The sequence below is a fragment of the Baaleninema sp. genome (assembly GCF_049974805.1).
Taxonomy (GTDB): domain Bacteria; phylum Cyanobacteriota; class Cyanobacteriia; order Cyanobacteriales; family Geitlerinemataceae; genus Baaleninema.
Window position 1 is genome coordinate 54,351 of the sequence record NZ_JBNGCO010000010.1, and the last position, 18,387, is coordinate 72,737.

General features: G+C 52.8%; 15 protein-coding genes, 1 tRNA gene and 2 pseudogenes. 10 read left to right on the plus strand and 8 right to left on the minus strand.

Translation table 11 applies throughout. The annotated features are described in order from the left end of the window. Positions 1-188: 188 nt before the first annotated feature. Complete coding sequence (locus ACP5D4_RS03780) at positions 189-923, plus strand: DUF3386 family protein (RefSeq protein ID WP_428010294.1); 735 nt, start codon at positions 189-191, stop codon at positions 921-923. A 220-nt stretch (positions 924-1,143) separates the two neighbouring features. Here the strand turns inward: ACP5D4_RS03780 and ACP5D4_RS03785 are convergent, their stop codons facing one another. Then, positions 1,144-4,332 carry an MFS transporter gene (locus ACP5D4_RS03785; RefSeq protein ID WP_428010295.1) on the minus strand — a complete coding sequence of 1,063 codons (3,189 nt, stop codon included), beginning with the start codon at positions 4,330-4,332 and terminating at the stop codon, positions 1,144-1,146. Between the two features lie 99 nt (positions 4,333-4,431). Here ACP5D4_RS03785 and ACP5D4_RS03790 point away from each other — a divergent pair, with 99 nt between their 5' ends. From ACP5D4_RS03790 to ACP5D4_RS03800, 3 genes and pseudogenes are all read left to right on the plus strand, one after another. Continuing rightward, positions 4,432-4,893: an SET domain-containing protein gene (locus ACP5D4_RS03790; RefSeq protein WP_428010296.1), complete on the plus strand. Its 462-nt coding sequence runs from the start codon at positions 4,432-4,434 to the stop codon at positions 4,891-4,893. Positions 4,894-5,596: 703 nt separating this feature from the next. Next, positions 5,597-5,989: pseudogene (locus ACP5D4_RS03795) on the plus strand (PAS domain S-box protein); the annotation flags it as partial. A gap of 504 nt (positions 5,990-6,493) precedes the next feature. Beyond that, positions 6,494-7,258, plus strand: a pseudogene (locus ACP5D4_RS03800) (adenylate/guanylate cyclase domain-containing protein); the annotation flags it as partial. Between the two features lie 31 nt (positions 7,259-7,289). On the opposite strand, the gene ACP5D4_RS03805 reads toward ACP5D4_RS03800, so the two are convergent. From ACP5D4_RS03805 to ACP5D4_RS03815, 3 genes are all read right to left on the minus strand, one after another. Further along, a tRNA-Ser gene (locus ACP5D4_RS03805) sits at positions 7,290-7,374 on the minus strand. 102 nt (positions 7,375-7,476) lie between these two features. Continuing rightward, entirely contained in the window at positions 7,477-8,388 is a 912-nt protein-coding gene (locus ACP5D4_RS03810; protein ID WP_428010297.1) for a TIGR04168 family protein, read from the minus strand. Between the two features lie 23 nt (positions 8,389-8,411). Further along, entirely contained in the window at positions 8,412-9,188 is a 777-nt protein-coding gene (locus ACP5D4_RS03815) for a ribonuclease HII (protein WP_428010298.1), read from the minus strand. Between the two features lie 176 nt (positions 9,189-9,364). Here ACP5D4_RS03815 and rpiA point away from each other — a divergent pair, with 176 nt between their 5' ends. Beyond that, positions 9,365-10,072, plus strand: coding sequence for a ribose-5-phosphate isomerase RpiA (gene rpiA / locus ACP5D4_RS03820; RefSeq protein ID WP_428010299.1), 708 nt, complete (start codon positions 9,365-9,367; stop codon positions 10,070-10,072). 95 nt (positions 10,073-10,167) lie between these two features. On the opposite strand, the gene ACP5D4_RS03825 is transcribed toward rpiA, so the two are convergent. Next, positions 10,168-10,803: a peroxiredoxin gene (locus ACP5D4_RS03825; RefSeq protein WP_428010300.1), complete on the minus strand. Its 636-nt coding sequence runs from the start codon at positions 10,801-10,803 to the stop codon at positions 10,168-10,170. A 206-nt stretch (positions 10,804-11,009) separates the two neighbouring features. Here ACP5D4_RS03825 and ACP5D4_RS03830 point away from each other — a divergent pair, with 206 nt between their 5' ends. Further along, positions 11,010-11,306 carry a hypothetical protein gene (locus tag ACP5D4_RS03830; protein WP_428010301.1) on the plus strand — a complete coding sequence of 99 codons (297 nt, stop codon included), beginning with the start codon at positions 11,010-11,012 and terminating at the stop codon, positions 11,304-11,306. 51 nt (positions 11,307-11,357) lie between these two features. Here the strand turns inward: ACP5D4_RS03830 and ACP5D4_RS03835 are convergent, their stop codons facing one another. Both ACP5D4_RS03835 and ACP5D4_RS03840 read right to left on the minus strand, forming a co-directional pair. Further along, on the minus strand, positions 11,358-11,906 hold the full coding sequence (locus ACP5D4_RS03835; protein ID WP_428010302.1) for a late competence development ComFB family protein: 549 nt from the start codon (positions 11,904-11,906) through the stop codon (positions 11,358-11,360). Between the two features lie 452 nt (positions 11,907-12,358). Beyond that, a complete protein-coding gene (locus ACP5D4_RS03840; protein ID WP_428010303.1) occupies positions 12,359-13,528 on the minus strand; it encodes a glycosyltransferase family 4 protein in 1,170 nt (389 codons plus the stop codon). Positions 13,529-13,733: 205 nt separating this feature from the next. Between ACP5D4_RS03840 and ndhL the strand changes: the two genes are divergently transcribed. Genes ndhL through trpA form a run of 3 tightly spaced genes read left to right on the plus strand, consistent with a single transcriptional unit; the run spans position 13,734 to position 15,148 of the window. After that, positions 13,734-13,958, plus strand: coding sequence for an NAD(P)H-quinone oxidoreductase subunit L (gene ndhL / locus ACP5D4_RS03845; protein WP_428010304.1), 225 nt, complete (start codon positions 13,734-13,736; stop codon positions 13,956-13,958). A gap of 10 nt (positions 13,959-13,968) precedes the next feature. Next, complete coding sequence (locus tag ACP5D4_RS03850) at positions 13,969-14,304, plus strand: DUF3007 family protein (RefSeq protein ID WP_428010305.1); 336 nt, start codon at positions 13,969-13,971, stop codon at positions 14,302-14,304. 49 nt (positions 14,305-14,353) lie between these two features. Further along, positions 14,354-15,148, plus strand: a complete 795-nt coding sequence (gene trpA, locus ACP5D4_RS03855; RefSeq protein WP_428010306.1) for a tryptophan synthase subunit alpha — start codon at positions 14,354-14,356, stop codon at positions 15,146-15,148. A gap of 267 nt (positions 15,149-15,415) precedes the next feature. Here the strand turns inward: trpA and ACP5D4_RS03860 are convergent, their stop codons facing one another. Continuing rightward, a complete protein-coding gene (locus tag ACP5D4_RS03860; RefSeq protein ID WP_428010307.1) occupies positions 15,416-16,429 on the minus strand; it encodes a GAF domain-containing protein in 1,014 nt (337 codons plus the stop codon). A 204-nt stretch (positions 16,430-16,633) separates the two neighbouring features. On the opposite strand from ACP5D4_RS03860, the gene purB reads away from it, so the two are divergent. Beyond that, complete coding sequence (gene purB / locus ACP5D4_RS03865; protein ID WP_428010309.1) at positions 16,634-17,932, plus strand: adenylosuccinate lyase; 1,299 nt, start codon at positions 16,634-16,636, stop codon at positions 17,930-17,932. Positions 17,933-18,387 lie beyond the last annotated feature (455 nt).

Consider the following 18,387-nt stretch of genomic DNA (forward strand, 5'->3'; position numbering starts at 1 on the left):
GGGGCTTGGGCGGACTGAAGCCAAGCAGTACAACTGTTTCTCGATCGCGGCCAACCGAACTCTTACCAACAGGCGGTATCCTCCCTCGATGGCCTGGGTTGTCCTTAATGCCAACGGGTTAATGCCAACGGGTTGCCGAGAAACTTCCTAGAATAAAACGAACGACGTTTAGCGGAGTTCTAAAAACAGTGAAGTTCACACTCCAACGAGTTTTAGCAGTCAGTTTGAGTTGTCTCGCGGCTTTGAGCCTGTGGAGTTGGGGAGGCGTCGCCTCCGCCATTCCCTCGGCGACTCAGCTCTTTCAAGAGGCCTACAGCAACCGTTATACCTGGGATGCTGACTTTCCCGGCTATTCGGCGACGGTGTTGGTACAGTCAGGAGATGCCAGCGAACGGGGGACGGTTCTTGTCGAAGCGGATCTCAACGTCTCCGTCTACGACATCGAAGACACCGACTTACGGGATTTTGTCAAAGGACAACTGCAAATGGAGGTGATTCACCGTCGCCGCTTGCCCTTTGAGGAGATTCACGGAGACGCCCTGTTCGATTTAGAAGGCATCGATAATTCGGGGGCGGCTATCGTCCGCGAAGTGGGCAACGAAGCCAATGCCTTTTATCGTGTTAAAGACGGCGTCATCACTCAAGTCAACCGCACCTTAGAAGGGGTGAAAGTCACTGTCGATACCCTGGAAACCCGAGATACGCCACAGGGTATCGTGGTGACGCAGTTTCAAACCCAGTTTCGCGATCCCACCGTCGGCACTGTATTGGAACAGGAACGAGTGAGCGATCGCTATACCCAGTTAGCCGGCTATTACGTCTTAGCCGAACGGTCGATCGAACAGGTTCCCGAATCTACGGTAGACGAGTTCGTGATGCCCGATATTTCCTTGCGTTTTGAGGACATTCAACCACCGATTTAGGGGGTGTGGAACGAGAGAGTGGGGACAGTCTCAACTCTGGATTTCACTCACTTAATTTCACGGGTCTCCGCCGTTTGCGGGGGAAAATGTATAGCAAAATACAAATACCTGGAGAATCGAGAGCCAAAACCCCTGAAATCTCGTGAAGTCAGTTTTTCTGTCACCCTAAACGGCGAAGAGCCAATTTCACTTCAAAGCATTTCTGCATTGATAGCGTCCCTTAAAACTCACTATCTAATGCCGCCAACGCAAAACAACTCGGCAATTTCGGCAAGACATCAATGAGAACGTCGAAACTATCTTTCGTCAAACATAACAACTGACAAGAAGACTCAGCGATGGCCGTTGCCCCATAAGGAAACTCTCCAAACAAACTGCTATCGCCGAAATAGCTTCCCGGCGTCAGGCATCGATCGGATTCCTCCATTTGTGACGTGACGTGCAAGCGCCCGCGATACAAAACATAGAGGGTGTTTCCCACTTCTCCCTCGCGGCAGATCGCGTCCCCTTCCTCGTAGGTTTTCAACTGAAAGCCTCGATCGAGCGACCAAACCTCATCGAGAGATAAATCTCGAAATAAAGAGGTTGTTTTTAAAAACAACACGCGATCGATGGACAAGTTCGAGATGGATTTCGCCGTTTCCTCAGAAAACGCCTCTTTGACCACACTTTTGACAATTCGATCGCGTTCCCGTTGAACCGTTTCCGGTAGCGGATAGCGATAGTGGGCCCAAACCAACAACGCCCCCACGCGCACCCATCGATCCTCGGAACAGACGAACTCCTCTAACACCGGCTTAGCGCGATCGCTATCCAATTCCGCCACGGGCGATCGCCCTTCGGGATATTCCACCAAGGGCAAAATCGGCATGATGTAGCGTCGGTGAGGAATCGAGGCCAGGGTTTCCACCGCGTTAGCCCGTTTGCGTTCGTCGCGGGTATGTAACATCTGCCGCACCTCCGTCAGGGCGTGACGGCTACCCAAACAGGACAAAACGTGAAACACGCGATTGACGATTTGCTGGCTGCGATCGCGCAACACCATCACCAGCGGTTGCCAAGATTCCGCCCGGGCGGGGATGCGCTGCCACCAAGCCTGAATGCGATCGGCCGCCTCGTAATCCTGTTGCAAATAATCTTCCAAAAAATGTAACGCTTGGCTGGTTTGCACGTAGGCGATGGCGGCCACCGCCGCTTCCGAAACATCCGCCCGCGCCCCAAACAAATACATCTGAGCCAACTGTTCCAAATTATATTCCTCGTAATTCGCCAAGGCCGACGCCGATCGCAGGCGCACGTTGACGTCCAAATCCTCCAGCCCTCGGGCTAAAAACTCCCAAAACTCGGGCAGTCGAATCGCCCCCAACAGATCGATCGCCGCCACCCGTACTTGAGGACTGGGGTGTTCCAAAAACCGCACCGCCAGTTCCCCCAGAGTGGCGTCTCCGTCCGGCTTCAACTCCGCCATTCCCTTCAACACTTCGATTTGCACGTCCACCGAAGCCCCTTGCAGCAACTCCAACAACTGCGGAATCATGCTGGGATTTCCCGTATGGCGGATGCCGCGAATCACGACCTTTTTCGTCTCGTCGTCCATGTCCGACTGCCAAATCTCGGCGCAACGCTGCCGTAACGCCTCCTCGAGATCTCCCCGCTGCTGTGCTACCACCGCCACCAACGCGCGAATCGTCGGGCGATCGCTGTGGCTGAGGCGTTCCAAATCTTTCGCGTCCAGGGGGTTTCTCCTCGCCATCAGGGCTTCTAACGCCATCAGTTGCCGTTCCTCGTCGCTAGAAGCCAAACAGTCCCGCAAATATCGCGTCACCCCAGTGTCTTGGGTTGTCTTACTGAAAAAGCTCAAAATGCGCCGCTGTAGGGAAACGTCCGCTTCTGAGAGGAGGGCGTCGATTTCCGTCAGCAAGCGACTGGGTTTTCGTAGATAGGTCGCCAGTTCCAGGGCTTCCTTTTTCTCTTTCGTTTCGCCCCGTTTCAGCATTTGGGCGAGTTGGGCGCTTTGGCTTTCCGGAAGCTGTACCAATCCTTCTCGGACGGCTTTGAGGTCGAGTTTGTCGGTTTTCGATCGAAGTCCCGACAGTAAGGATCGATAGTAATTTTGACCCAGCTTGTAGCGCACGCCCACAAAAAACGCCCCTACCAACAATCCCACCAACGCGATGGTTTGCAGGTTGACGTACAGCGCGGCCACCCACAACAGTCCACCCGTCAACGCCAGTCCTAACGAATAACACAACCCGTTCGTCACGGCGCGAACTTGTCCCAAATAGCGGTTGGGAATAGGGTTGTACACCAAGGTATAGGCCGGTTGGTCGATCGCCGTATCGATGGTGGAGTTGTTGAAATGAGCCAACACCGCTACGGGAAAGGAGGGAAACAGCCACAAACCCAAGAAAGAGAAAAACGTCGCAACTGGATAAATCGAATTGACCCGCGCCACCCCCAACCGCTCGATGAGTTTCCGGGTTAGGAAAAACAACAGCAGCATTTGCAAGGCGCAGTTGACGGCGCTGAATCCCCCTAAAAAGCTCGTCAGCCCTTGGGGATTGTCGGCAAAGGTCTCGGCGTAAATCCCGAAATACAAATATTCCGCCAAGCTGTAAAGCAGAATCCACAGGAACGTACTGCCCGCCAGAAACTTGACAATCGGAAATTGTTGTGCTAATTGCAGCGGAGAGGGAGGGGGTTCGTCAGTTTGGCGTTCCGTTTCTTCCGAGGGAATGGGTTTCTCGCGACGTTCGAGATGCCAGACCTGCACTAACACCAGCAAGTACAGCACGGGCAACAACAGCAAAATATCCGGCGTCGCCACGAAGGAGGCCAGCAAGCTGACGAGACCGCCCCCCAGCAAGCCCCCGACGGCCTGAGCCATAGTGATAAAGGGAGCGCGGCGGTTGTACTCGCGGGAGGTGAAGTAGTCCGAAATCAGGGTCGGCAACAAAATATCCAGTTGCAGCGTCCACTGGAAATACACTCCGATATAGAGGGCGTAGTAAATCGGTTGAACGTCCCAAAACAGCAACAACCGAAACAGCAACGCCACCCCGGCCGCCGCCACCGACCAATATCGAAACAAGAGGGGATGGGGGATGCGATCGGCGACGCGGGCAAACACGCCGTATACGGGCATCGAGGCCAAGCCCACCAGCACGTAAGATAGCGGTAATCCGCTGGCCCCGATGTGACTGACGAACAGCGAACTGGCTAAGGTATAGCCCATCGTATTGAGAGCCATCACCGTGCCAGCTAACACCAATATGCGAGCCAGTCGGGCCAGTTTTCCCGTTTGAGAAGAACCGACGGATAACCGACCTCCCGAGACTTTAGCGAGAATTTTCTCGATCGCTTGCACGAGTTGACCTTGCAACGCTTTGGCGAAGGAACTCTTTACCATAAACCTGAAACACTAGACGGGCGTGCCACTCGAATGTCACCCTGGTTCGTGAAATACAATCTGTAAATACAATCTGCGTCGGACGGAACGCGACCCAACATGAGTTTAGATACAATATCCCATGTCGAAATTCGACCTGCCGGACAAAAGGGTTTGGGGGTTTTTGCCACTCGCGACTTTAAACAAGGCGAGACCGTTGTGGTCGCCCGTCGCGTGTGCGTGTTACCCCAGCGCACCATTTACTCGATTCAGGTCGATTGGGACGTTCATATCGAAATGGACGAACCGGCCATCCGCATTAACCATTCTTACCATCCCACTACGGGAGTACGAGACAATCGTTTCGGCGCTTACGATTTCGTCGCCCTCGTCGATATCGCGGCAGGTGAGGAAATCACCTTCGATTACGAAACCACAGAGAGCGACTTAACGGAAGCGTTTCAACGATGCTGTCCGCCTCGGAACGAAGGTTCCGATCTCTCTCGACGAGGATTTTCCAGTTTGTCGGCCGAACTTCGTCAGCGATACGGAGAGTTTGTCGCGAACTACCTCAAATCTTAGCGAGTTCTGTCTTACACCCCAGACTGACGACCGCCTGTCGAACTCGAGAGTTCCCCACCAGTGCTTTCAGTCTGAGGACGGATTGCGTTACAACTAGGACAGCGATAATGAAAGGGTGCAGGCGATCGCTGGTCGATCGACGGGCAAAATAGCGGTTACGGTCGTTTTTCTGTTCTGTCGATCGACTCTACATTTTGGCTATAGGTTGTGGTTCTATTTTTGCTCGAACGAAACCTTACAGTATTGTTAAACTTATTGAAGCTCTCGTCGTTTGCCGCTCGATCAAACCCGATCTTCGTTGTTTGATTGCAATAGAACTCTGATGAAACACTCGATCGCTCGATTTTCGGTTTTACCTCACATTTCGTTTATTCTCATCGATCGTCAATTTTCCACCATCGAGGTATCGGAACGGGCGGCTGAATTTATCGGACTCGAAGGAGATATCGAACTGGGTTCGGATATTTTCGATCTGTTACCGGAACTGTTCGGACTCGATGCGGTATTCGAGACGATTCTCAACGGCGGACAGGACGATTTTTCCCTTCCCGCTATTGCCCGTTGCGACGCCTCCGGTACCATGCGCTATTTAGATTTGTTCGTCGTGCGCGATGCTATGGCGGAGGAACGACTGGTGTTGTTTCTCGAAGACGTAACCCACCGGATGGAGTTGGAACAAACTCTCGTACAGTCGTCGAACGAGATGAGTTTGTTGGTGGAAAAACTCTCGGCTTCGGAAGCCTATGTCGAACAAATGGTTCGATCGATGCCCGATGCTCTCATCGTCACCTCTCTTTCGGGAACCATCGTCAAAACCAATTCTTACGCTCTCGATTTACTGGGCTATTCCGAAGATGAACTCCTCGGACAACCGTTACTCGATATTTTAGAAGATAAGAATTTCGATATTGCGGAAATCCAACGTTTTTTATTTGAAGACGAAGGGGAAATCCTTAAAAATATCGAGTTAGTCTGTTGCTGTCGGGATCGCCACAAGGCGATCGTATCGTTTTCTTGCTCCGTCAAACCCGCTCGCTCGGAAGAACCGGCTCAGTTTATCTACATCGGACGGGATATTACGAAAAGCTATCGCGCCCAACGGCGGTTGATGGCGCAAAATACGATTACTAACATTTTATCTCAGGCTCAAAGTTTTGCCAGTGCTCTCCCCAAACTCTTACAAGGACTCGGGGAGGGACTCGATTGGGATTTGTGCGAGTTTTGGCAACCGGCTTCGAGGGAACAGGACAACGGGGAACCCCCCGAAACTCACCTGCACTGTGTGGATTTTTGGGCGAAGCCGTTTATCGATACCTCTAAATGGTATCCCGTCACCTTCGGACGGTCTTGTGGTTGGGTCGAGGCGGCTTGGCAGGAAGGGAGAGCGTTGTGGCTGTCAGTCTCGGATAGCGAATGGGTCAGCGATCGAGCGGCGGTGTGCGATCGATTGTTGTTGGCGACAGTGGTTCTCTGTCCGCTTCAGGTGGACGAAGAACGTATCGGACTTTTAACGCTGTTCTGTCAAAATATCGCCGATCGCGATGAGGAACTCCTGCAAATGATGGACACGGTGGGCAACCAAATCGGACAGTTTTTTCAACGGAAACTCGCCGAAGAAGCCCTGCGTCGCGAACAAATCGAAACGGAAAAACTCCTCCTCAATATCCTCCCGGCAGCCATCGCCAAACGCCTCAAAGACGAGTCGAAAACCATCGCCGACGACTATACCGCCGTCACCATTCTTTTTGCCGATATCGTCGGATTTACAAAGCTATCGTCCCAGATTCCCGCAACGGAATTGGTACAGTTACTCAATTACGTTTTTTCGGCCTTCGATCGCCTCTCGGAACGTCACGGTTTGGAAAAAATCAAAACCATCGGCGATGCGTATATGGTCGTCGGCGGACTCCCCGAACCGCGACCCGACCACGCTGAATCCGTCGCCCACATGGCCTTAGATATGCAGCAGGTGATTACGGAGTTCAACCGCCAAACCCAAAGTTCTCTCGACATCCGCATCGGTATTCACACCGGTCCGGTGGTGGCGGGGGTCATCGGTCTGAAAAAATTCGTGTACGACCTCTGGGGAGATACCGTCAACATCGCCAGTCGCATGGAATCCCACGGCGTCGCCGGCCAAATTCAAGTGTCCGTTGATACCTACGAACGGATTCGATCGAGCTTCGTTCTCACGGAACGAGGGACGATTCACGTTAAAGGAAAGGGCGACATGAAAACCTACTTCCTCCTCGGTCGCAAAGGCACAGCGGAAGACGGAAACGAGTTACAACCACACCTTCCATCGATCCTGCAAGCCAATCGAGACATCGCCGAACTCATTCAGCGAAAACTGAAAGATCGCTAAGGAGTCTCGGACGATGGGATTTCCAAAAAAACGGAGAGGGGGAGATTCGAACTCCCGGAAGCTTGCGCTTCATCCGATTTCAAGTCGGACGCAATCGACCACTCTGCCACCTCTCCACATAGTCCAACCTCCATTATATCATAATAATGCAGAAAGAAGCAAGTTTTTTGACCGAAAAGTGGGGCGATCGCTGACCTCATCATCCTGTCATCTCATCATCACCCGGTCAACTGCGCCTCGGATCGATCGAAATAGGGAATTTCTCGCAAAGTGTGGCTGTCGTCGTCTACCCAGCAGAGAACGGCGTCGGCGACGCGGCCGTTTTCTAAGGTGACGAGGGAAAAATTGCGGGCGAGACGGCGATCGATCTCCATCACCCGAGGAACAGAGGCGGCGTTCAAATACACCGTTCCCGCCTCGTCACAGCAGAGAGACCGACGCAAACGGGTTTTCGTATGGCGGAGGCGGTGGTGCATATGACCGAAGGTCACCAGGGGAATCGATTTTCCCTGACGGCGCGTCCTGGCGATCGCTTCGGCCAAATCGCGATCGCCGAAATCTCCCCCGAGAGGATTCCAATCGCGACCGCAGGGGTCTTCGGCGGCCTCTCCCAACCCCGTCGGACCGTTGTGTCCCAAAAAAATCAACGTCTCGCAACGGGCGCGTCGGGCGGCTTCGACGATGCGTTGAGTGGACTCCTCGAAGCCGCTGACGCCAAACCGAGTTTGGTAAAAGTCGCCGTATTTCCAGGTGGGGCCGCCCCAACTACAGGGACGACCGCCCACGACAGACAGCCCCAGTTGCGGGAAGTCTCGCACGCCGTAGCCGACGCGATCGCGCCCCAACAGGTCGAGTTGTTGTTGAAAGCGGTCTTCGCGGGTGCGATCGTAGGGACATTTTCGCCGCCCCCAATCGGTGGCGGTATACCAGGCGTCGTGATTTCCCAAAACCACCGCTTTGGGAAGGTCGAGTTGGGCGATTCGCCGCACTACGTCAACGGACTCGTTTCCGAAGTCGCCGACGAACAAGGCCAGGTCAACGCCTAATTGTTTTAAAATCGTGCCGTCGATATCGTCCCATTGGTCGTGAACGTCTCCAATAACGGCGATTCGGATTGCAGTCGGTCTCATGTCGGTTTGGGTTCGATCGATAATTAGCGATTCGACTCTGCATCGGTTTCCCAGGTCAAACGAGGCTTTCCGAGAGAGTCAAATAATAGCGGTTCGTTTTCTATTGTTGACTGTTTTTGGGTCGATCGTTTCGATTTCGACGGGGTTCGACCTAGAGGTTGACAGGGGGCGAAGGAACGGCGATGTTGGGGAGAGGCCCCCAAGGTTTGCAACGCCTGACGGTGTTTGGCGGTTCCGTAGCCTTTGTTTTTCGCCAAGTCGTAATCGGGATAGTCTTGCGCCAAACGGACGATTTCCGCGTCTCGCCAGACTTTGGCGACAATGCTGGCGGCGGCGATGGCGATTTCGAGTCGATCGCCCCCGATAACGGTACGTTGGGGAATCGCTAAATCGGGAACGGGGCGGTTTCCGTCGATGAGACACAGCGTCGGTGTGGGGGTGAGAGATTCCACAGCGCGTTTCATAGCCAGTAACGTGGCTTGTAGGATGTTGAGACGATCGATCTCTTCGACGGTGGCGACGCCGATTTGACAGTCGAGGGCGATTTCAGCGATGCGATCGCGCAAGGTTTCCCGACGTTTGGCGGTGAGTTTTTTACTGTCCGTGACGCCGAGGTTTTGTAAGGCGATCGATCCCTCCGGCGACAGCAGCACAGCGGCGGCCACCACCGGGCCGAATAACGCACCCCGTCCCACTTCGTCCACTCCGGCGATAAGGCTTGAATGAGGATTTGAATGAAGATTTGAAAACAAGGCTGAATTCGGGCGAACGCCGTTCGCCCCTACGGAATTCCGTGACATAGCTGCGGGAAAAGGGGTTGAATTCGATGGGACTGTTGGCCGTTTCAGCGAGCGTCCATTCTAACGCCTGCAACCTTCTGAAGCGACGCCCCACGGGGTAAAGTGTGTAAAGACGTGCCGATCGCGCGTTTTTGACGTATTTATCTTTGACGTTAACGGAGACAGGAACCGCCAAGATGAGTGAAGACGCAGTAAAAGTCATGAAACAGCAAGTCGGGAAAGCGGCCGCCGACTTAGTAAAATCGGGATCGATCGTTGGTTTGGGAACCGGATCGACCACCGCCTACGCCATTCAATATATCGGCGAACGCCTGCAAAACGGCGATCTCCAAGACATTAAAGGAATTCCTACCTCGTTCCAAGCCCGCGTTCTCGCCAAACAATACGGAATTCCCCTCACCAGCCTCGATGAGGTCGATCGCATCGATATCGCCATCGACGGCGCCGACGAAGTCGATCCTCAAAAACAACTCATCAAAGGGGGCGGCGCCGCCCACACCCAAGAAAAAATCGTCGATTCCCTCGCCGAACAGTTCGTGGTGGTGGTGGACGAGTCGAAAATCGTTGAAAAGCTCAATCTGGGTTTCCTGCTTCCGGTGGAAGTTCTTCCCATGGCTATGACGCCAGTGATGCAGAAAATCGAAGCCCTCGGCGGAAAAACCACCCTTCGCATGGGGGTTAAAAAAGCCGGACCCGTCGTCACCGACCAAGGAAACCTGGTGATTGACGTGAAATTCGACAACGGAATCGACAATCCCGCCGAACTCGAGAAAACCCTCAACAACATCCCTGGCGTCTTAGAAAACGGCTTGTTCGTCAACGTCGCCGATGTGGTGTTAATCGGAGAAGTTAAAGACGGAAAACCGACGGTTCGTCAGATGTAGAGGGGGAGATGGGGAGAGGGGGAGCCGGGGAGCCGGGGAGAGCATTTCCTATCATCCCATTATCTCCTCATCCCATCATCCCCTCATCCCTTCAACTACTTATTCGGTTGCGGTGTCATCCGCAGATAGGGTTTGATTTCTTTAACGCCTTTGGGAAACTGCTTTTGAGCGTCTTCGGTGGAAATCGAGGGAGACACGACGCAATCGTCGCCGTCTTTCCAGTTGACGGGGGTGGCGACTTTGTAGTTGTCCGTCAGTTGTAACGAGTCGATGACGCGCAGGATTTCTTGGAAGTTGCGTCCGGTACTCGGAGGATAGGTAATCGTCAGACGCAATTTTTTCTGGGGATCGATGACGAAAACGGTGCGAACTGTGACGTTGGGATCGGCTTTGGGGTGAACCATCCCGTAGAGATCGGAGACTTTGCGATCGACATCGGCGAGAATCGGATAGTTAATCGCCGTACCTTGGGTTTCGTCGATATCGCCAATCCAGCCTTTGTGAGATTCGGCGTCGTCGATGCTTAAGGCGATGACTTTGGCGTTGCGCTTCTCGAATTCGCCTTTGAGTTTGGCGACTTCGCCGAGTTCTGTGGTGCAGACGGGGGTGTAGTCCGCCGGGTGCGAGAACAATACCACCCAGCTATCTCCCGCCCATTCGTAGAAGTTTATCGTTCCTTCAGAAGAGTCCTGGGTGAAATCAGGGACGATATCTCCGAGTTGTAGAGTCATAAACCAAGCTCCAGACATCTCAGCAACACTTTCGATTGTACGGCCGATCTCTGGGAAAAACTACGGTTTATCGGTCGGGTTTTGTTGCTTTTTGTTGCTCGGCGAACATCGGGCTGGGGTTTCGGCCGGTATAATATTGCGAGCGGGGAAATAACGCTTCACCTCGTGGGTACTGCAATTTTGCTGATTTTGAGGAGAACTGCGCCGTGTTGCAACTCCTGCGTCCGTTTATCGAAACGCTGCAACCCTATCTGGTTCCGATTTGTTTTGTCTGCGCCTGGGCGATCGTGTTGGCGATCGTGGGGAACACTGTCGCGGCGGTACGTTCTAGCGTCCGTCGCGCCCAGGAAATGCACCGCATCCCCTGTACGGATTGCGTGTTTTTCACTAACGACTATCGCTTGAAATGTCCGGTTCACCCGAAAACCGCGTTGTCTGAAGGGGCGATCGACTGTCCGGACTATCGATCGAGTCGTCCGGAATTTCTCGATCGCCTGTCTTGAAATTGCTGGGTTTAAAATCGATAACCCAACCGCCAAGGACAGGGATAATTCCTAAGATAAGTAGGTTTGAGCAGTCCAAGCGTGTTTCGGGCTGTGTTTCGAGGAGCGCGACGCCGTTCTAGAAACCGTTATCGAGTCGTTTTTTGTGACAGAAATCGATCGATTCGCTGTCGTTTCTCGACTGCTGTTTTCAGCGGCGACCGCCTGTCGTAACGCTCGTACCACTGTCTGACGCAGGTGGGAGTGGTTGGGGATCGATTCGAGGGCTTGTATTAAGATGTTTTGGTATTCTAATTCCTCGGGAGATAACAGCGGCGTAGACTTGCGAATCGGATCGCGTTGCACTGCTGCAATGGCTTGCATGACGGCAATTTTAACTTGAGAACGATACTTTTTTCGTCCGATGTAGGTTTGCCGTTCTAAGCCTTCTTGAGAGGACGCATAGAGACAAGGAAGGCGGTTTAGAGCGTAAGTTTCGAGGTCGGTTTTCCGAATATAAGGAAGCATTGTTGTCGGACATTTTTTGAGTTGCTTCTCGACTTCTTCGGAAACCAAAATTTCCATCACATTGATATACTCTTTGGCAAGATGTAGTGTCATCGTAAAAAATCCGAGGGTCAGTTTCCTGTTTATCGTCAGAATATCATAGGGTTTGCAAAGATTTGCAGCCCCACCAGCGGCGCTTTATCAAGTCTTTAAAGATGGCGAGATTCTTCGACTCCATAGCGCGAGCATATGTTTTTTGGGTTACATTATTGAGCTGTGCAAACCTGGGGAAATTATGTATTTATGCTCGGGTATAAAAAAGATTTATCCGTATAAATATAGAAACGAGTCTCAGGGTTTATACGTAAAAGACCGAGAACCCTTCCGATCGATCGAAAAAAAGTCCGCGATCGCCATCGCCGCTGCAAGTCTCAAAACCCCTACAAAAACAACGACAAACGCCTCTAGAGATCGATCGATCCCCTAAATCGCACGACAACGAACGCGATAACAATTCCTCTAGCTTTACCCAAACTTTAAAATAAGGCTCAAATTCCCGTCAAAATTTAACAAAATTGCATCACCTCGAGTAAGCGATCGACCACATGAGTCCAAGTCAACCGCGAGGCGACAAATTTCGGGGCGATACGTCGCGCCTGGGCGGCAAACTCCGGTTTTTCGATAATATCCGACATCAAATCGATCGTACTCTCAAGATCCGGATGAAGATAATAACGGACTTCCCGATCGATTTCCACCGTACTGAGTTGGCTCTCGATATATCCCGTAAAACTCGCATCCGTAAAATCGTCCGTCGAACCCCCTTTCGTACAAAGAATCGGCATCCCACAAGCCGCCGCTTCCAACACCGGCATATTAAACCCTTCCGCCAAATAGGGCGTCACGTAAGCATCGCAAACCTGATATAACCGCGCCAGAGCCTTCCCCGAAAGATTTCGACCAATATAGGCGATACGGGGAACCACACGATCGAACTCTTGCGGCGTCAGCATTTCCCGCAAATCCCCCACCACGAACTCCCGAGACTTGCGAATCGCATCCGTTCCCTTCAACACCAAACGCGCCTGCGGATAGCGTTCCGCCACCATCGCAAACGCCTTCAACAACAGGCGAATTCCCTTATTCCACGTCATGACGCCCACGTGGAGAAACACAAAACAGCCCTCCAAATCCCACTGACGGCGCAACCGTTCCCGTTCCGCCTTAAGAATCGGACGAAACACCCGCGTATCCACACCGTGGGGAACTACCACCACCCGTTCCGGAACCGCTCCCGCATTCAAAAAGCCCTGTCTCGACCAATTCGAGGGAGTAATAATCACCGTATCCGAATTTCGATGAGCCTCCTCAAACGATCGCACCCCCATCGCCTGCACCATCACCCGCTGCACGATGCGCCATTCCGTCGTCGCAAAAACATAAGTTCGTTTCGACTTCGACGGCGCTAAATTGTAGGGCATAACCATCCGAAGCGTCGCGTCGCCGTGAAGCGATTCCGGCGGTGTCGGAATGCGACGCAAACGATCCTCAGCAGCGGCGTCGAACAAACCCAATTTCGGCGTCCAATGGGGGTTTAAATAAGGCATTTCCCGATGAAACACCCGCAAATTCGAGCCGGGTTCCTCGGAGCGATCGAGCATTTCCAAAAGTTGAAACTGATTGGCGATGGCGAAAGAATGGGGAACAAAACGCCAGCCTTCAACAATAAAGTCCATGAACCAGCGGTGGAATTGGGCGCGTTCACTATACCTCAGAACTCGCCGCGAGGGTACGTTGAGAGTCTTAAAACGACTGAGGGAGAGCGTCGGCTTTGTGCCTCTTTTGTACCTCTGACGAATTTCCGAGTTGCGGTAAAATCGGAACGAGTTGTGGGACAGACTCCCATTGCCTCGGCCTATTCGATTTATCGTGACAGCTTATATGACCTCGACAACGATCGCTCTGCTTCTCTATGCCGCTCTCAGCGGTATCTACCTGTTAGTCGTTCCGCTGGCGCTGTACTTCTACCTGAAAAACCGCTGGTACACCGCCGGATCGATCGAACGGTGGTTCCTGTACTTTCTCGTCTTTATGTTTTTCCCCGGAATGATTGTCGTCGGGTTGTTCCTCAACTTCCGCCCCCAAAAGCGCCAATTGAACACCTGATACGAGAACTATGCGGCGCATCGACGTTATCGGCATTGGAATTGGTATTTTTATCGCAGGCGGCGCGTTGTACGTCCTGCTAAACCAGGCGGGGTTCGATCGCCTCGACGCGGGAATTTGGAGTCAAGTGCTGCTGGTGGGGGGACTCATCGGATGGGTGGCCACCTATCTGTTCCGGTTTGCCACAAAAAACATGACCTACCACCAGCAGCTACAGGACTATACCGACGCAGTCCTTCAAAAACGCTGGGAAAAGATGACAGAAGAAGAACGACAAGCCCTGTTGTCTGAATTGAAAGACTCCGAATCAAAAGAGGCTCCCGACGCACCTCCAGGCGACACTTAACCCCGTCTCAACCTTCTCAAAACTCCCAAAAAACTCAAATCAGCAACGTATGAAATCGGTTTCAGACTGCTTTTCCGCACTGCGCCAACAGGGGCAGTGCGCTTTAATTCCTTTTATTACCGCCGGCGACCCAGACTTAGAAACGACGGCAAAAGCCTTAAAAATACTCGATCGCAGCGGAGCGGATATTATCGAATTGGGCGTTCCCTACTCCGATCCCCTCGCTGACGGGCCGGCGATTCAAGCAGCGGCCACTCGCGCCCTCAATCGCGGCGTCCGTCTCGACGGCGTTTTGGAGATGGTGAAGCAGATCGGCGGGGAACTCTCAGCGCCCATCGTTCTGTTTTCGTACTATAACCCCATCCTCCATCGCGGCCTCGACACCTTTTTACAGCAGGTGGCCGCGGCCGGGGTTAAAGGTCTCGTAATCCCAGATTTACCTCTCGAAGAAGCCGAAAACCTCATCGTTCGCAGTCGGGAGATGGGCATCGAACTGGTGTTACTCGTGGCACCGACGAGTCCGAAAGAGCGAATCGTCGCGATCGCCGAACGTTCTCAAGGCTTTATCTACCTCGTCAGCGTTACTGGAGTCACAGGAACGCGAACTCAAGTCAGTTCTCGGGTCAAAGACTTGCTGGTGGAACTGCGAGCGGTTACAGACAAACCCATCGGTGTCGGCTTTGGAATTTCTCAACCCGAACACGCCCGTCAGGTCAAGGATTGGGGCGCTGACGCCGCGATCGTCGGCAGTGCCTTCGTCAACCGACTGGCCTCGGGATCGTCAGATGAAGGACTCGCAAAAATCGAGCAGTTTTGTCGAAGTCTCAAAGCCGCTATTTCTTAAGGGAAGAGGGAATAGGGAATAGGGAACAGGCAACGGTGAAGAGGGAACAGTCACCAGTCACCAGTCACCAGTCACCAGAGAAGAGGGAAGAGGGAATAGGGAATAGGGAACAGGCAACGGTGAAGAGGGAACAGTCACCAGTCACCAGTCACCAGTCACCAGAGAAGAGGGAAGAGGGAACAGTCACCAGTCACCAGTCACCAGTGAAGACAGCAAACAGATAACTGTTTCTCCCCCTCTCCCCCTCTCCCTCTCTCCCCCTCTCCCTTACGGCACCAATCGCACCGTTCCGACGATGGCGGGTTTGCCGTAAAATTTGGTGCGATTGCCTTCGATTTCGATGGTGATGGGGTCGTTGTATTTGCTGCGACCTCGGAAGGTGCTAGAAAAGCCTTTTTGATGCTCGCGGAAGCAGCGATCGATCGCCTCGAACAATCGAGTTTCCTGTTGGGAATCCACTAAATCGAACATGGAATTGAGGGCGACGAGTTCTTCGAGGGAATAGTTGAAAATTTCGGCAAAGCGGGGATTGGCGTAGAGAAATTTTCCGTTGGCGGTGACGATGTAGATTCCTGTTAGGGTGAGGTCGTTTGGCGAGGGAGAAACCTCAGAAACCTTTGTGGAGAGGGGAGCGGAACTCTGAAGGGGGGAGGCGGGTACGGTGGTGGCTTCCGAGAGTTGAAGTTGTAAGCTGACGTTATCGAGAACGAGGGCGACGATCGAGCCTAGATGTTCGATAAAGCGGACGATGGGTTGGGTGTTGAAATGCCCCGGTTGGGAGTGCATGAGCGTCGAGACGCCCAAGACTCGCTTTCCTTTGAGGATGGGGAAACACAACGCCGATCGCACGTGGTAGGGTTCGGCGGGAAGCGTAACCCAGCGTTCGTCGGTTTTCGTGTCTTCGATGAGTGCGACTTGTCGGTGGCGAATCACCCATCCGGCTAAGCCTTTATCGACGACTTCGCCGATGAGGTGGCGTTTTAACTCGCGCATGGTGGCGCCCCGGGCTAGGATACTTTCGACGACGATACCCTTTTCGTCGAGGAGGAAAATGCTACTTTCGTCGGCGTGGGTGAGTCGATCGAACAGTTGGACGACTTCGAGTAACATGGATTTGAGCATCAGATGCCCCGTAGCCGCTTGTTGGGTGGCGTTGGCGCTGGACATCAGTCGCCGCTGTACGTCTAAAACCGTTTGCAGGATTTCGGCGTCGCCTAATTGTTGTTTGAGGGATTCGATTTCGGCGATACAGTCTTCTTTGGATCGATCGTGGTAGTCCATCTCACACCTTGACGTTGTAGGTCTGCTCCGGAACCCGCCCGACCGGGGCGTTTTCGAGATACACCGTCGAATCCCAACAGTGGAAGACCAACGGTCGCGTCCCCATTCAATACACCCTCAAATACAAATTTATCTGAAGGAGGATCGGGCCCGAGTTTGGCGTCCGTACTACAATATTACGGTTGTATTTGCATTGGATGGCGGATGGCGATCGAACGTTACACGCTGCCCGAAATGGGCGATCTCTGGACCGATCGGTATAAGTTGCAAACTTGGCTGCAAGTGGAAATTGCGGTATGTGAAGCCCAGGCGGAATTGGGCTACATTCCTACAGAAGCGGTGGAGGAAATTAAAGCCAAGGCGAATTTCGACCCCGATCGCGTTCTGGAAATTGAGGCCGAAGTCCGCCACGACGTCATCGCGTTTTTAACGAACGTTAACGAGTACGTCGGCGAGGCCGGCCGCTACATCCACTTAGGCATGACCAGTTCCGATATGCTGGATACGGCGCTGGCGTTGCAATTAGTGGCGAGTCTCGACGTTCTCCTCAAAGGTCTCGAAGACGCTATTGTTGCGATTCGCTATCAAGCTCAACAACACCGCAATACGGTGATGGTGGGTCGCTCTCACGGGATTCACGCCGAACCGATTACCTTTGGGTTTAAGTTAGCGGGATGGTTGGCGGAGATGATGCGCCACCGCGATCGATTGGTGAACTTGCACAAGCATATCGCCGTCGGAAAAATTTCTGGGGCGGTGGGGACTTACGCCAATATCGATCCCCGGGTGGAAGCCTTGGCTTGTCAGAAGTTGGGCTTAGAGCCGGATATGGCTTCGACTCAGGTGATTTCGCGCGATCGCCATGGGGAGTTCGTGCAGCATTTGGCGCTGTTGGCGGCCTCCCTCGAACGCTTTGCGGTGGAAATTCGCAACCTCCAACGCACGGACGTTTTAGAGGTCGAAGAGTATTTCTCGAAGGGTCAAAAAGGCTCTTCGGCGATGCCCCACAAACGCAATCCGATTCGATCGGAACGGATTTCGGGTTTGGCGCGAGTGGTTCGCGGAAACGCTGTCGCGGCGTTGGAAAACGTGGCCTTGTGGCACGAACGGGATATTTCCCACAGTTCTGTCGAACGGATGATTCTTCCCGATTCTTGCATCGTGACCCATTTCATGTTGCACGAGTTCACGGATTTGGTGAAACATCTGTTGGTGTATCCCGACAACATGGTTCGCAACATGAACCTCTATGGCGGCGTCATTTTCAGCCAGCGGGTGTTGTTGGCGTTGGTGAACAAGGGCTTGACGCGGGAAGATGCTTACGCGATCGTACAGTCTTGCGCTCACGAGGCTTGGAATAAGCCCAACGGCGATTTCCGCAAGTTAATTACTGCCGATCCTCGCGTGACGGAACAGCTTTCTTCCCAAGAAATCGATGAGTGTTTCGACCCGCAACATCATTTGAAAAATTTGGATGAGGTGTACCAGCGGTTGAATATTTAAGCTAGAGCCTTTAAACTCCCCTGTTTCCGCCCAAACCCCGGTGTCTTAGAGATACTGGGGTTTTTGGCTTGGGTTCGATCGCGATCGAACCCCCGCAAAAGGGTTAAATAACGGTCAATACTCCATCCTTGTTCGACCGGATGGGTTGCCAAAGGTCTTCGCCACAGGGACACAGATGACCTCGTTTTTCTGGAGTTAAAAACATCAAATACAATTGTTGTTTCGGGTAATCCGTATAAACCCGCAAGTCACTGAAGTGTATTTGCCTAATTCCGGGTATATCATCCGTATTTATTCGCAAAAAATTCACAAACCAAGCGAATTTGATTAAAGAGAGTCTTTAAAGAACGCCTTGTTTTGTTAAGAGTCAAACAACTTTGGAACTTTTCTATTGAGTTTCCGTAATTAGTCACCGCAACAGGTGAGGCTTAATGAAAAAAGCCTCAAACCTCGTC

Bases quoted from the DNA above. Each gene is read 5' to 3' on its own strand.
- ACP5D4_RS03785 (WP_428010295.1), bottom strand. From the start codon at position 4,332: ATGGTAAAGAGTTCCTTCGCCAAAGCGTTGCAAGGTCAACTCGTGCAA.
- ACP5D4_RS03790 (WP_428010296.1), top strand. From the start codon at position 4,432: ATGAGTTTAGATACAATATCCCATGTCGAAATTCGACCTGCCGGACAA.
- ACP5D4_RS03810 (WP_428010297.1), bottom strand. From the start codon at position 8,388: ATGAGACCGACTGCAATCCGAATCGCCGTTATTGGAGACGTTCACGAC.
- ACP5D4_RS03815 (WP_428010298.1), bottom strand. From the start codon at position 9,188: ATGTCACGGAATTCCGTAGGGGCGAACGGCGTTCGCCCGAATTCAGCC.
- rpiA (WP_428010299.1), top strand. From the start codon at position 9,365: ATGAGTGAAGACGCAGTAAAAGTCATGAAACAGCAAGTCGGGAAAGCG.
- ACP5D4_RS03825 (WP_428010300.1), bottom strand. From the start codon at position 10,803: ATGACTCTACAACTCGGAGATATCGTCCCTGATTTCACCCAGGACTCT.
- ACP5D4_RS03835 (WP_428010302.1), bottom strand. From the start codon at position 11,906: ATGACACTACATCTTGCCAAAGAGTATATCAATGTGATGGAAATTTTG.
- ACP5D4_RS03840 (WP_428010303.1), bottom strand. From the start codon at position 13,528: ATGGACTTTATTGTTGAAGGCTGGCGTTTTGTTCCCCATTCTTTCGCC.
- ndhL (WP_428010304.1), top strand. From the start codon at position 13,734: ATGACCTCGACAACGATCGCTCTGCTTCTCTATGCCGCTCTCAGCGGT.
- ACP5D4_RS03850 (WP_428010305.1), top strand. From the start codon at position 13,969: ATGCGGCGCATCGACGTTATCGGCATTGGAATTGGTATTTTTATCGCA.
- trpA (WP_428010306.1), top strand. From the start codon at position 14,354: ATGAAATCGGTTTCAGACTGCTTTTCCGCACTGCGCCAACAGGGGCAG.
- ACP5D4_RS03860 (WP_428010307.1), bottom strand. From the start codon at position 16,429: ATGGACTACCACGATCGATCCAAAGAAGACTGTATCGCCGAAATCGAA.
- purB (WP_428010309.1), top strand. From the start codon at position 16,634: ATGGCGATCGAACGTTACACGCTGCCCGAAATGGGCGATCTCTGGACC.